At 70.7% G+C, this 12,630-nt stretch carries 11 protein-coding genes; 3 read left to right on the top strand and 8 right to left on the bottom strand.

Annotation, left to right across the window (positions count from 1 at the left end; translation table 11 throughout):
- Nucleotides 1-4: 4 nt before the first annotated feature.
- The 8 genes from ACQP2O_RS25620 to ACQP2O_RS25585 form a co-directional block, all read right to left on the bottom strand.
- Entirely contained in the window at nucleotides 5-475 is a 471-nt protein-coding gene (locus tag ACQP2O_RS25620; RefSeq protein ID WP_433190114.1) for a hydrogenase maturation protease, read from the bottom strand.
- Complete coding sequence (locus ACQP2O_RS25615) at nucleotides 472-1,764, bottom strand: Ni/Fe hydrogenase subunit alpha (RefSeq protein ID WP_433190111.1); 1,293 nt, start codon at nucleotides 1,762-1,764, stop codon at nucleotides 472-474. Before ACQP2O_RS25615 ends, ACQP2O_RS25620 begins: the two co-directional genes overlap by 4 nt.
- Nucleotides 1,751-2,509, bottom strand: a complete 759-nt coding sequence (locus ACQP2O_RS25610; protein ID WP_433190108.1) for an oxidoreductase — start codon at nucleotides 2,507-2,509, stop codon at nucleotides 1,751-1,753. The genes ACQP2O_RS25615 and ACQP2O_RS25610 overlap by 14 nt, the downstream gene beginning before the upstream one ends.
- A complete protein-coding gene (locus tag ACQP2O_RS25605) occupies nucleotides 2,510-3,313 on the bottom strand; it encodes an FAD/NAD(P)-binding protein (protein ID WP_433190107.1) in 804 nt (267 codons plus the stop codon). It abuts the gene before it with no gap.
- Nucleotides 3,310-3,798, bottom strand: a complete 489-nt coding sequence (locus ACQP2O_RS25600) for a Crp/Fnr family transcriptional regulator (RefSeq protein ID WP_433190104.1) — start codon at nucleotides 3,796-3,798, stop codon at nucleotides 3,310-3,312. The genes ACQP2O_RS25605 and ACQP2O_RS25600 overlap by 4 nt, the downstream gene beginning before the upstream one ends.
- Complete coding sequence (locus tag ACQP2O_RS25595) at nucleotides 3,791-4,888, bottom strand: 4Fe-4S dicluster domain-containing protein (RefSeq protein ID WP_433190101.1); 1,098 nt, start codon at nucleotides 4,886-4,888, stop codon at nucleotides 3,791-3,793. Before ACQP2O_RS25595 ends, ACQP2O_RS25600 begins: the two co-directional genes overlap by 8 nt.
- A gap of 183 nt (nucleotides 4,889-5,071) precedes the next feature.
- Nucleotides 5,072-7,786 (bottom strand): GNAT family N-acetyltransferase, encoded by a 2,715-nt coding sequence (locus ACQP2O_RS25590; RefSeq protein ID WP_433190099.1) that lies wholly within the window; start codon nucleotides 7,784-7,786, stop codon nucleotides 5,072-5,074.
- A gap of 87 nt (nucleotides 7,787-7,873) precedes the next feature.
- Nucleotides 7,874-8,305: a universal stress protein gene (locus ACQP2O_RS25585; RefSeq protein WP_433190096.1), complete on the bottom strand. Its 432-nt coding sequence runs from the start codon at nucleotides 8,303-8,305 to the stop codon at nucleotides 7,874-7,876.
- Between the two features lie 179 nt (nucleotides 8,306-8,484).
- On the opposite strand from ACQP2O_RS25585, the gene ACQP2O_RS25580 reads away from it, so the two are divergent.
- From ACQP2O_RS25580 to ACQP2O_RS25570, 3 genes are all read left to right on the top strand, one after another.
- Nucleotides 8,485-9,963, top strand: a complete 1,479-nt coding sequence (locus tag ACQP2O_RS25580) for an AAA family ATPase (protein ID WP_433190093.1) — start codon at nucleotides 8,485-8,487, stop codon at nucleotides 9,961-9,963.
- Between the two features lie 219 nt (nucleotides 9,964-10,182).
- Entirely contained in the window at nucleotides 10,183-11,661 is a 1,479-nt protein-coding gene (locus ACQP2O_RS25575) for a glycoside hydrolase family 2 protein (RefSeq protein ID WP_433190091.1), read from the top strand.
- Between the two features lie 286 nt (nucleotides 11,662-11,947).
- Nucleotides 11,948-12,604 (top strand): DUF4982 domain-containing protein, encoded by a 657-nt coding sequence (locus tag ACQP2O_RS25570; RefSeq protein WP_433191161.1) that lies wholly within the window; start codon nucleotides 11,948-11,950, stop codon nucleotides 12,602-12,604.
- The last annotated feature ends 26 nt before the right edge of the window (nucleotides 12,605-12,630 follow it).

Raw genomic sequence — 12,630 nt, 5'->3', positions numbered from 1 at the left:
CGGATCATCCGTCGGGCCTGCCGGTCGGCTGCTGGTGGGCGTTCCGGGCGAGCGTGGTGATCCGCTGCGCGACCTCCGTGACGGCCTGGGCAACCGGTGCGGACAGGCCGGGGCCGAGACCGAAGTCGGCGCCTTCGATGCTGTAGATCCGCAATCTGCCGGGCATCCGGTCGAGGGCCTCGGCCAGGCGCATCGCGGCGCCGGGTCCGAGGGCGTGGCTGCTGCTGGTGCCGGGGTGGACACCGTTGATGGAGTCGAGTTCCCGGACGCGACCGGGCTCACCCGAGGTGGTCTGCACGGCGTCGACCACGACGGCCAGGTCCGCCCCGGTCCACAGATCGATCAGACGGGCCGGCTCACCGTCGGAGACCGCGAGCGTCACGCCCGTCAGCCGCCGGTCGCGTAGCTCGCCGATCACGGCAGGGCCGGCGCCGTCGTCGCGGCGGAGCTCGTTGCCGACGCCGATGACGATCACGCGCGCTCCACGGTCAGGTCGAGGAAATGCGCCGCGCATGAGATGCACGGGTCGTAGTTGCGGATCGCCCGCTCGCACACCGCGGTCAAAGCGGCGTCGTCCAGGTCGAGGCGTGCCTGCACCACCTCGCACATGTCGTCCTCGATCGCCGCCTGGTTCTGCGAGGTCGGTGGCACGATGCGCGCCGAGCTGATCATCCCGTCCGGGCCGAGTTCGTAACGGTGGAAGAGCACACCCCGTGGTGCCTCCGTCGCGCCGCGCCCGACTCCCGCGCGGGACGGCACATCGACGAACGGCTGCGCCGGTGGCCGGTAGGCCTCGATGATCCGCAGCGCCTCCTCGACGGCGTAGACCACCTCGACGGCGCGGACGATGATGCTCTGGAAGGGGTTGCGGCAGATCTCGCCGAGTCCGGCCGCCCGCGCGGCCTCGCGGGCCAGCGGCGAGAGCCGGTCGTGGTTCAGCGCGTACCGGGCCAGCGGCCCGGTCAGGTAACGCCCGCCCGCTGCCAGGCGGGCGTGCAGGGCCGTCGAGTGCGGCACCTGTTCCTCGACGATGTGGTCCTCGAAGTCGGTGACCGCGAACGTCCGCCCACCCGTGGTCCGGGGAAGACCGGCCTCGATCGGATAGACGTCCGCCGTGAGGGCGAGGAACTCGTGGCCGAGCTCGTCCTCGGGCATGTCGAAGCCGGCCACCCATTCCACGGTGGCCAAGGCGTCATCCAGCGCCCGGCGCAGCCGCTCGGCCAGCGGCGTGAGTTCGGCGCGAGCAGGAGCTCGGTAGAAGCCGCCGACGCGGACGTTGATCGGGTGAATGGGCCGACCGCCGATCAATTCCATGATCGCATTGCCGGCCTTCTTCAGGGCCAGACCGCGCTCGACGGCGTGCCGGTGATCGTGGGCCATCTCCACGGCGCTGGGGTAGCCGAGGAAGTCGGGGGCGTGCAGGAGGTAGATGTGCAGGGTGTGGCTTTCAATCCACTCACCGCAGTACAGCAGGCGCCGCAGCGCCTCGATGTGCTCGTCCGCGGTGACGCCGCAGGCGGCCTCGATGGCCCGGCATGCGCTCATCTGGTAGGCGACCGGGCAGATCCCGCAGATCCGGGCGGTGATGTCGGGCGGCTCGGTGTGGGCGCGGCCCCGCAGAAATGCCTCGAAGAACCGGGGCGGCTCGTAGATGTCGAGCCGGACCTCCTCCACGACGCCGTCGCGAGCGCGTACGTACATCGCGCCCTGACCCTCCACACGGGCCAGGGCGCCCACCGCTAACGTGCGCTCACGGTGGGTCATCCGGCTGCTCCTCGAACGCGGCGACGTTGAAGGTCGAGAACGCCCGGTCCACCTCCGGGCGTGACATACCGATGTTTCCCAGCCAGGTCTTCAGCGAACCCATGTTGGGCCTGGTCGCGGGCCCGAAGCAGCCGTAGCAGCCGCGTCCGTAGGCCGGGCAGATCGCTCCGCAGCCGGTGTGGGTGACCGGGCCCAGGCATGGTGTGCCGTGGGCGACCATGACGCAGACGGTGCCGCGCATCTTGCATTCGAAGCAGACCGGGTGGTTCGGGATGCCCGGCTTGCGGCCGGCGAGGTAGGCCGAGATCACCTCGAGGAGCTGGTGCCGGTCGATCGGACAGCCGCGAAGCTCGAAGTCGACCGGCACGTGCGCGGAGATCGGTGTGGAGTCGGCGAGCGTGGCGACGTACTCGGGCTTGGCGTAGACGACCGACCGGTACTCCTCGGCATCGGCGTAGTTCCGCAGCGCCTGGATACCGCCCGCGGTGGCGCAGGCCCCGATCGTGACCAGCGTCCGAGAGGCCTTTCTGACGTGCTGGATCTTCTCGGCATCGGCCGGGGTGGAGATCGAGCCCTCGACCAGCGACACGTCGTACGGGCCCGCCACGACGGCGCTGGAGGCCTCCAGGAAATGCGCGATCTCGACCTCGCCCGCCAGCGTCAGCAGCTCGTCCTCGCAGTCGAGGAGGCTGAGCTGGCAGCCGTCACAGGAGGCGAACTTCCACACCGCGAGCTTGGGCGCCATCTACCGCTCCTTCACGCTCAGCTGCGCGGCGGCGTCCCGGTAGGCGACGACCGGGCCGTCGCGGCAGATCAGCCAGGGGCCCAGCTGGCAGTGGCCGCACCATCCGATGCCGCAGCGCATATTGCGTTCGAGGGAGATCCGCACGTCGGCCATGCCCCTGTCGCACAGCGCCTGCGCGGTCAGGCGCATCATGATCTCCGGGCCGCAGACGAAGGCCGTGGCGTTCTCCGGGGCGGCGTCCACGAGTCCGAGAAGCGAGGTGATCAGTCCGACGTGGCCGGGCCAGGCGGCGTCGGCGCGGTCGACGGTCACCTCGACGCGCGCGCCACGCTCACGCCATCCATCCAGCTCAGCCCGGTACAGCAGGTCCGCAGGGGTACGGGCGCCGATGAGGACCGTGATGGATCCAAAGGATCGCCGCCGTTCCAGTGCGTAAAGCAGGGCCGGGCGCAGCGGTGCGAGCCCGATCCCGCCCCCGGCGAAGACCAGGTCCCGGCCGACCGCGTCCTCGACGCCCCAGCCGACGCCGTACGGCCCCCGGACGCCGATCATCCGGCCGGGCCCGCTCCCGACCAGCGCGCGGCTGACCGCGCCGACGTCACGGACCGTCTGCTCGAGCACTCCTCCGGTGCGGCTGACGGAGATCGGCGCCTCCCCGATGCCGAACGCGTACAGCATGGTGAACTGTCCGGGGCGGACCCGCGGGATCGGTGCGCCGCACGGCTCCAGGACGAGCGTCGCGGTGTCGCGGGTCTCCTCCCGCCGTTCCGTGACCCGGTACGGGACCGGCGTCATGGCCGTCATATCTCACGCCCCAACGGCGCGCCGTACAGGTCGAGCAGGCGTATCCGGGTGTTCTGCAGCCGGTCGAGCATGACGGCGGTGAACCGGCGGGTGAGCTCGTACCCGAGCGCCGGATCCTCGGCGCACATCTCCCGGACCGCTCTCGCGTCCAGGCGGATCGCGCGGACCGGCTCGGCCGCGACGGCCCCGAACCGCCACTCGTACGGCGGGAACAGCCACGACCAGCCCAGCACCGTGCCACGCCCGAGCGACTCGACGATCACGGTGCCGCGGCCGGGGATGTGCAGATCGAGGGCGACCCGGCCGGCCTGGATCAACCAGAACCGGTCCGCGGAACCGCCCTCCTCGAAGAAGCGGTGACCGGCGGGCACGTCCTCGTAGCACGCCACCGAGGCCAGCCTCGCGATGTGGTGCTCGGGCATGCCACGGATGAAGGCGTGGCAGGTCAGGGCCGAGCCCGGTAGTGCGTCCGGCAGTTCACCCATCGCTTTCCTCCCGGAGTGCGGCCACCTCTTCGGTCAGGTCGATTCCGACCGGGCACCACACGATGCACCGCCCGCATCCGACGCACCCAGAAGAACCGAACTGGTCGTGCCACGTCCCGAGCTTGTGGGTGAGCCACTGGCGGTAGCGGCTCCTGGTCGACGTGCGCACGCTGCCTCCCTGCAGATGGGAGAAGTCCAGGTCGAAGCAGGAGTCCCAGCGCTGCCACCGCTCGGCGTGGTCGCCGGTCAGGTCGGTGACGTCCTCGACGGTCGTGCAGAAACAGGTCGGGCAGACCATCGTGCAGTTACCGCAGGTGAGACAGCGTGAGGCCACGTCGTCCCAGCGGGCCGCCTCCAGGCTGCCGGCCATCAGGTCCCGCAGGCCTTCGGCGGGCATCTCCCGGCCCATCCGGCCCGCCGCCGCGTCGACCTCCGCCCGCGCCCGCGTCTCCGTCACCGCGTCCGCCTCCTGGTGTTCGATCCGCGCGAGCATGCCGGCCCCGGCGTCGCTGCCGACGTCGACGAGGAACCGCCCCTCCCCTGCGAACTCGGTCAACGCCAGGTCGTAACCCGAGTCGGCCCCCGGCCCGGTCCCCATGGAGGTGCAGAAGCACGTCTCCCCCGGCTCGGTGCAGTTGACGACGATGATGAACACACCGTCCCGGCGCGCGGCATAGGCATCGTCGGGGTGCCGGCCACCGGCGAGGACCCGATCGAGGATCCCGATGGCCCTCAGATCACACGGCCGTACCCCCAGGAAGGCGTAGCGCGGAGGCTCTTCCCTGGCCTCATCGATCTCAAAGCCGTCATCGGTACGGCGGGCGTCCCACAACTTGGAGCGCGGCGGGTGCAGGAACGGCTTCCACGACTGCGGCCCCGCCGAGTGGGCGAACGCCGCGGAGTCGGCACGACGCTGGATCCGGTACCCACCCGGCTCGAGCGCGACGCCCCAGCCGTAAGGAAGATCGTCGGCCGAGGCCAGTTCGGCCAGGACGATCGCCCGGTCACGGACGGTCGGGCCGATCACCGTATAGCCGGAATCGGTCAGTGCGCCGTGCAGTCCGACCAGGCCGTTGAGCATCCAGGCCATGTCCATGCCCCCTCGCGAACGCCCCCGTTTCCTTCAGCTTCGCGGAGCGGCTGCCCGGCGTGGAGAGGCAAAGGTCCCCACTGGCCGGGTCACTCGGTCCGACGCCGCCACCTCGTTTCCGGCAGCGGGCGACGCGCCCCACCCGTACCTTCCCAAGGCGACGGAGGGTCATCCGCTCCGGAGTCAGCGGAGACGGCGGAGGTAGGGATCCCAGCGTCGTTGTGGGAGAACGCGGACCCGCGCGTCGACGGCGACGACGCCGTCGGGCCGGGCGATGATCGGATTGAGGTCGACCTCGGCGACCTCCGGGTGATCGTCAGCGAGCCGGGACAGCCGTAGCAGGGCCTCCTCCAGCGACGCGGTGTCCACGGCCGGTGCGCCCCGGTGACCCAGCAGCAGGGGCGCGCCGCGCACCGAGCGGATCAGCTCCGCGGCGTCCACGTCGGTGAGCGGCGTCAGCCGAGCCGACCGGTCGCCCAGCACCTCGGTGGCGACGCCGCCCAGGCCGAAGACGATCAAAGGGCCGAAGACCGGCTCCTGCACGATCCCGCACAGGATCTCGACGCCGCCACGGGCCATCGGCTGAACCAGGACCCCGCCCAGCCGATCGCCGAAACGGGCGGCCAGCCGGGCATAGGCAAACCGGACATCGGCTTCGCCGCGCAGGTCGAGCTCGACCGCACCGACGTCGCTCTTGTGCACGATTCCCGGCACGTCCGCCTTGAGCACGACGTGGTCGCCGTGTTCGGCCGCGGCGCGTACGGCTTCGTCCGCCGAGGTGGCCGGACGCCAGGCCGCCAGCGGCAGGCCGTAGGCGCCCAGGAGCTCCATCGTGTCGGCCGGCGGCAGCCAGCCGCCTGCGGGGACCGTGTCGAGGTGCCGCTGGATGATCCGGGTCACCGTGTTCTCCCGCAGGTCAGAGAACCGCGGCTCGTCCCCGACCGGACGTTCGAGCCAACGGCCGTGGGACCGGGCGAGGGACAGGGCACGGGCCGCGTCCTCCGGAAAGGCGTACGACGGGACGCGCCGACCGCCGGGCCCGTACCGGACCCGCACCGACTCGGGCTGGCCGAGAACGACCGCGGCGAGCGGCTTGGCGGCTCCACCGGCGGCGACAGCGGAGGTCAGGTCGGAGGCGGCCGTCGGGACGACCAGTGCCAGGACGGCGTCCACCCCGTCATCGGTGGCGACGAGATCGAGGCAGCGCGTGAACCGTTCGGGGTCGATGGCCGCGGTGGTGTCGACCGGGCCGGTGCAGGCGGCTCCGTGCGGCAGGAGCCGTGTCAGCTCGGAGACGGTTCTCTCACTCAACGAGGCGGCGCACAGGCCGGCGTCGGCGCAGGCGTCGGCGGCCAGCACACCCACACCTCCGGCGTTCGAGATGACGGCGACGCGCTCACCAGTCGGTATCGGCTGATGGGCGAGCAGCGCGGTGGCGTCGAGGAGCTCGCCGAGACCGTGGGTCGCGATGATGCCGGCCTGCCGGAACAGCGCCTCCTGCGTGACGGTCGGCGTCGCCGCAGCCGCCGTATGCGACGCCGCGGCCCGGTGCCCGGCCGCCGAGCGCCCCGCCACGACGGTCAGCAGCGGCATCCGGCGCCCGACGCGCCGGGCGGTCCGCGCGAACTTGCGCGGATTACCGAACGACTCGACGTGCAGGACGCCCAGGCGGGTCGCCGGGTCCGCCTCCCACCACAGCAGCATGTCGTTGCTGCTGACGTCGTACTTGTCACCGACCGAGACGAAGGACGACACGCCGATGTCCAGGCGGGACAGATGGTCGCGCAGCGCGATCCCGACGCCCCCGGACTGCACGACGACCCCGGCCGCCCCCGCACGGGTAGGTCGGGCGGCGAAGGTCGCGTCAAGCCGCACGGCGCTGTTGGCGACGCCAAAGCAGTTGGGCCCGACCAGCCGCATGCCGTACCGCCGGCAGGTGGCGAGCAACGCCCGGCCGTCGCAACCCGAGGTGATCACCACCAGTGATCGCACTCCCCGCCGGCCACAGTCCTCGGCGACCTGGGCCACGGCGTCCGGCGGCACCGCGAGCACGGCGAGTTCCGGAGCCTCCGGTAGGGCGGCCACCGACGCCACGCACGGCGCACCCGCCAGCCGCTCGCCGGCACGAGGATTGACCGCGAACACCGTGCCGGGAAAACCACCGGAGACCAGGTTGCGAAGGATCGCCCCGCCGACCGATTCGGGACGCCGTCCGGCGCCGACGACGGCTACGGACGCCGGGCCCAGCAGATGGCGCAGGCTCGCGACGTCCGCATACCGCTCCCGTTCGGCGACGGCGTCGAGGTATCGCGCGTCCGCCGTCAACGGGATTCGCACCTCGACCACACCGTCCGCGCAGCAACCGCGGTCGGTCGCCAGACCGGCGGAGGCGAACACACGCAGCATCGCGGTGTTCTGCGTCAGAGTGTCGGCGCGGAACTCCCGGACTCCACGTGAGCGGGCCAGCGAGACCAGGTGCTCCAGCAGCAAGGTGCCGACGCCGCGATGGTGCATTCCATCCGCCACCGCGAGCGCGATCTCCGCGCTGCCGGGGTCCTCGGTGGGCTCGTAGTTCGCGACGCCGACGAGCTCATCGCCGAGCCAGGCTCCGAGAACCGCATGGGCCGAGCCGGCACTCCGGCACAGCCGTTCGGAGATCTCGTCGGCGATCCGCGGGCTGAGGCCGAAGAAGCGCAGGTAGAGGTTTTCCAGTGACATGCCGCGGTGCAGGTCTCGTACGGCGTCCAGGTCACCCGGACACACTTCGCGGATCTGGATCGCCCTGCCGTCGGTGAGCAACGCGAAGGCCGGCTCCACCGACGCGCGTTCTGCCGCGATGGCGCCTCCCGTCATGGAGGCGTCATCGCACGATGCCTGCGGATGCGTTCGTTCGGCCACGTTTCAACCCTCGACCGGCTGAATCGTCCGGTCAGCAGGCCGACGTCACCCAGGGGCGGGACCTTTGGCCCCTACCGGTTCTCCGCGTCAGCCTCGGGGGCGTGACGGGACGACGACGACCGGGCAGCCGGCGTGGTGAACGCACTGGCTGCTCACCGAGCCCAGAAGCAGTCGGGCGAACCCGCCATGGCCCCGCGATCCGAGGACGAGCATGTCGGCGTCCGCCGAGGCGTTCAGGAGCTCTTCGGCCGCAACACCGGAGGTCGCCCGTACCTCGACTGCCACCTCATGCCCCACCGCGGCCTTGTCCACCGCGGCGCGAACGGTCTCGCCCATGGCGTGAAGCGTCTCCTGGTCGACCGGCCCCAGCATCGGAGCGCCCGCACCGACGGTCACCATACGCGGCACCACGATGATCGCGGTCACCGGAACCTTCCACCGTTCGGCCTCCGCAACGGCCCACTCCAGCGCCACATCCGAATCGGCCGATCCGTCGACGCCCACCACGATTCCCGCCATGACAGCCTCCCCCCGCGCCGGCAAAGCGGCCCGCCGATGGCCGCCGGACCGCGCCTTGATCCAGTACGACACGGCCGGACGGCCGGTGCCCAGAGGCCTTCGGGCCGTTTCCGCAGGACCGACGCCCCTGGTGATGGCCGTGTCCCTAACGCCAGGCTGCCAGTGTGGGAGGAGGGGCCATGGAGACCTGGGCCGCCGACGTCGCCGAGACCCACGCCGGGGTGGTGTTCTTCACCGGAGACCGGGCCTACAAGCTCAAGAAACCGGTGGATCTCGGCTTCCTGGACTTCTCCACTCGCGAGCGACGGGAACGAGCGTGTCACCGCGAGGTCGAGCTCAACCGGCGCTTCGCCCCCGACGTCTACCTGGGCGTCGCCGACGTGACCATGTCCCCCGGGACACTGTGCGACCACCTCGTCGTCATGCGCCGGATGCCCGCCGAACGCCGCCTCTCCGACCTGGTGCGGGCGCACGTTCCGGTCGACGACGCGCTGCGGGCGATCGCCCGCCTGCTCGCCCGCGCCCACGCCGCCTCGCCCCGCAGCGACGAGATCGCCGCTCAGGGAACCCGCGACGCCCTGCGTGAGCGGTGGACGGCGAGTTTCGACCAGGTCCGGCCGTTCCACGGACGCGCGATCGACGCCTCCGAAGCAGAACGGCTGACGCTGCGCTTCCTGGAAGCCCGCGAGCCGCTCTTCACCGCCCGAATCCACGAGGGACGCATCGTCGACGGGCACGGGGACCTGATGGCCGACGACATCTTCTGCCTCGACGACGGGCCCCGCGTGCTGGACTGCCTGGACTTCGACGACCGCCTGCGGTGGCTCGACGGGCTCGACGACGCCGCCTTCCTGGCCATGGACCTGGAACGCCTGAACGCCCCACACCTCGCCGAGCACTTCATCTCCTGGTACGCCGAATACGCCGACGACCCGGCCCCACCATCACTGCGCCACCACTACGTGGCCTACCGCGCGTTCGTCCGCGCCAAGGTCGCCTGCCTGCGCTGGAGTCAGGGAGACACCCACGCGGCCGCCGACGCCGGCCACTACACCGAGATCGCACTGCGTCACCTGAACGCCGGCTCGGTCAGCCTGATCCTGGTCGGAGGCCTGCCCGGCACCGGCAAGAGCGCCCTCAGCGAAGCCCTCGGCGACCGGCTCGGGTACACCGTCCTGAACAGCGATCGCGTACGCAAGGAACTCGCCGAGCTCTCACCGGACACCCCGGCATCGGCCCCGTACGGCGCCGGCATCTACAACGCCTTCTGGACCCGGCGCACCTACACCGAACTCCTCGACCGCGCCGCGCGCCTGCTCTCCTACGGCGAATCCGTCATCGTCGACGCCTCCTGGACATCGGCCCGGCATCGCGCCGACGCCGCCCGCACCGCCCACCAGACGCACGCGGACCTGATCCCCCTACGGTGCCACACTCCACTGGCCGCCGAGCGCCTGCAGACCCGCCCCCGCGGCGTGTCCGACGCCGACCCGGCGATCGCCGCCCAGATGGCCCAGTCGGCCGACCCGTGGCCGGAAGCCGTCGCGATCGACACGTCCGGGCCGATCGAGGACTCGGCCGAGCGGGCGCTGAGAGCCGTCCGGCCCCACGGACCCGAGCATTCCTGGCAACGCCGCCCACGCATGTCCCCCGACTGATCCGGCGGCCGGTCGGCGGTGGCCAGCACCTTGACCATGCTCAGGGGCGAGGATATAAGAGTGTCATGTATAGCGACAAGATCGCCTTCTTCCCTCGCAATCCATCGACTATCGCCCCTGAATCCACTCCAGATATCCTCGCGACTCACTATTAAGTATCCTCATAATTCCTACTCCGCCCCAGCTCCGCCACGGAGTCCGTCCCTGGGAGTTGTCGTCATGACCATCGAACAACGCGTCAACGTGATCAGCACGGGGACAGCGGAGTCAGCGGAGAACCTGTCCGGCGGCACGGCCGCGCAACAGGCAAGCTCTGGCGTGACACGGCGGCAGGTGCTGGGGGGCGGTGCGGGAGCGGTCGCGCTCGTGGCGGTGGGCTCTACCCCGGCGGCAGCCGGCACGCAACGCGCGACGAGGTGGACCGGCGCGCCGCGCTGGGAGCAGACGTTCGATGAAGGTTGGCGGTTCTACCGCGGCAACGTAGGCGGGGCGGAGGCACCCTCGTTCGACGACAGCGGGTGGCGGGCCTTGGACCTGCCGCACGACTGGCGGATCGAGGATCTGTCCTACGCCAGGTCCGACGACGGGGGCGCGACCGCCGATCCTTCCACCTTCGCGTTCGAGACGAAGCCGTCCCCGGACGGTGAGCCGCCGCAGGCGATCGGACCGTTCGACGTGAATGCCGATCCCGTTCCCGACGTCGACATCACCTATCCCGGTATCGGGCACATCTTGTTCCCCGGCGGCCGGAGCCAGGGATACACCGTCGGCGGCGTCGGCTGGTATCGCAAGCACTTCACGGTGCCGGAGATCGCAGGCCATCCGCAGGAGGGCCGGCGCGTCGAACTGGGCTTCGACGGCGTCCATCAGAGTGCCGACGTCTGGCTGAACGGTGTCCACCTCGGTTTTCACCCGAACGGCTACACGTCCTTCGCGTACGACCTCACACCTCACCTCAACCGCGATGGGGCCAATGTGGTCGCGGTCCGGGTCGACAACACCGGCAAGACCAGCCGCTGGTACTCCGGGTCAGGGATAAATCGGCACACCTGGCTGACGGTCACCGGGCCGGTGCGGATCCCGTTGTGGGGGGTCCACGTGACGACTCCGGTGGTCGACGAGCGCGGATCGGTCGCCCGCGTGGAGGTGCAGGTCGTCAGCTCCGGCGCGCCGACGACGGCGAGCGTGCGGATGACAGTGCTGGATCAGCGAGGCCGTCCGGTCGCGAGGACGACGACCCCCGCCAAGGCGGTCGGCACCGCGGCAACGCGGACGTACACGTCAGAACTGTCCATCTCCGACGCCGAGTTGTGGTCGCCGGAGGAACCGAACCTCTACCAGGTCCGCGCCGAGATCCTGGTCGGAGACCGTGCCGCTGACGTCGTCACCACCACGTTCGGGGTCCGCTCCCTGGTCTTCAATGGCACTGCGGGCTTCCTGCTCAACGGCAGACCGTACAAGGTGCGCGGCGGCAACATTCACCACGACCACGGGCCGCTGGGCGCGGTCGCCATCGATCGCGCCGAGGAGCGCAAGATCGAGATCCTCAAGGCCGCCGGATTCAACGCCGTGCGTGCGGCCCACAACCCGCGTTCCTCCGTCCTGCTCGACGCCTGCGACCGGCTCGGCATGCTCGTCCGACGCCCCGTCCGCCGCGGACCACGCCGCACACCCGGACAAGGCGTTCATCCAGGGTGAGGACACCTCGTCGAAGATCTACGACGACTGGAAGCTCGCCCAGGACAACGCCTGGTACGCGGGTACCTGGGTATGGGCGGCGTGGGACTACATCGGCGAATCCGGCAGCGGCGCCGGCCTGGTCGCGCGCAACGAGGCCGAGGCCAACGCCAGGGGCCTGGACGGGTCCATCGGAAAGATCCCGTACCCCTGGTACATCAATTTCCAGGGCGACATCGACCTGATCGGACAACGCAAGCCGCAGAACTACTGGCGAGCGGTCGTGAACGGGCTCAGCCCGCTCGAGATGATGGTCGAGCGCCCGACGCCCCCGGGCACGCAGCAGTATCACGTCCGGTCCTGCTACTACGACGAGCTGCCCAGCTGGACGTGGGACGTCCCGGAAGGCAAGGCGATGGTCGTCCGCGTCTACACCTCCGGCGACAGCGTGACGCTCATGCTCAACGGACGGCAGATCGCGACCGGGACCGTGACGGACGCCGACCAGCGCAGAGTCACCTTCAGCGTGCCCTACACGCCAGGGGAACTGACCGCCGTCGCAAGCCGAGGCGGTCGGCCGATCGCCCGCAAGACGCTCGCCACCGCCGGCCGGCCCGCCGGTATACGCCTCTCGTCCGACGTGCGGTCACTCACCACCGGCCGAGGTGACCTGGCGCACGTGCTCGTCGAGGTGATCGACGACCGTGGTCGTCCGGTCCCCGACGCCGTGGTCAAAGTGTCCTTCCGGGTCGAGGGTGCCGGTGAACTCATCGGCGTCGGAAACGGCAACCCGCACAACCTCGACAGCTTCCAGCGTCCCAGGCGCTGGACGTGGCACGGGAAAGCCCTGGCCATCCTGCGGCCGGCCAAGAGACCCGGCAACGTCACGCTCACCGCCACGGCACAGGGGCTTGAGCCGGCCACCATACGACTGCCGGTCACCGCGGTGAACCGGCGGCCGTAGCGCGGCGATCCTCCGCGGGCGGCGCG

It is taken from the genome of Actinoallomurus sp. CA-150999, from assembly GCF_050942425.1.
Classification (GTDB): Bacteria; Actinomycetota; Actinomycetes; order Streptosporangiales; family Streptosporangiaceae; genus Actinoallomurus.
The sequence above is the reverse complement of the archived record's forward strand: the minus strand, read 5'-3'. Positions and strand labels throughout refer to the sequence as shown.

Coding starts and splice junctions, on each gene's coding strand:
- ACQP2O_RS25570 (WP_433191161.1), top strand. CDS start 11,948: ATGATGGTCGAGCGCCCGACGCCCCCGGGCACGCAGCAGTATCACGTC.
- ACQP2O_RS25580 (WP_433190093.1), top strand. CDS start 8,485: ATGGAGACCTGGGCCGCCGACGTCGCCGAGACCCACGCCGGGGTGGTG.
- ACQP2O_RS25585 (WP_433190096.1), bottom strand. CDS start 8,305: ATGGCGGGAATCGTGGTGGGCGTCGACGGATCGGCCGATTCGGATGTG.
- ACQP2O_RS25575 (WP_433190091.1), top strand. CDS start 10,183: ATGACCATCGAACAACGCGTCAACGTGATCAGCACGGGGACAGCGGAG.
- ACQP2O_RS25605 (WP_433190107.1), bottom strand. CDS start 3,313: ATGACGGCCATGACGCCGGTCCCGTACCGGGTCACGGAACGGCGGGAG.
- ACQP2O_RS25615 (WP_433190111.1), bottom strand. CDS start 1,764: ATGACCCACCGTGAGCGCACGTTAGCGGTGGGCGCCCTGGCCCGTGTG.
- ACQP2O_RS25595 (WP_433190101.1), bottom strand. CDS start 4,888: ATGGCCTGGATGCTCAACGGCCTGGTCGGACTGCACGGCGCACTGACC.
- ACQP2O_RS25600 (WP_433190104.1), bottom strand. CDS start 3,798: ATGGGTGAACTGCCGGACGCACTACCGGGCTCGGCCCTGACCTGCCAC.
- ACQP2O_RS25610 (WP_433190108.1), bottom strand. CDS start 2,509: ATGGCGCCCAAGCTCGCGGTGTGGAAGTTCGCCTCCTGTGACGGCTGC.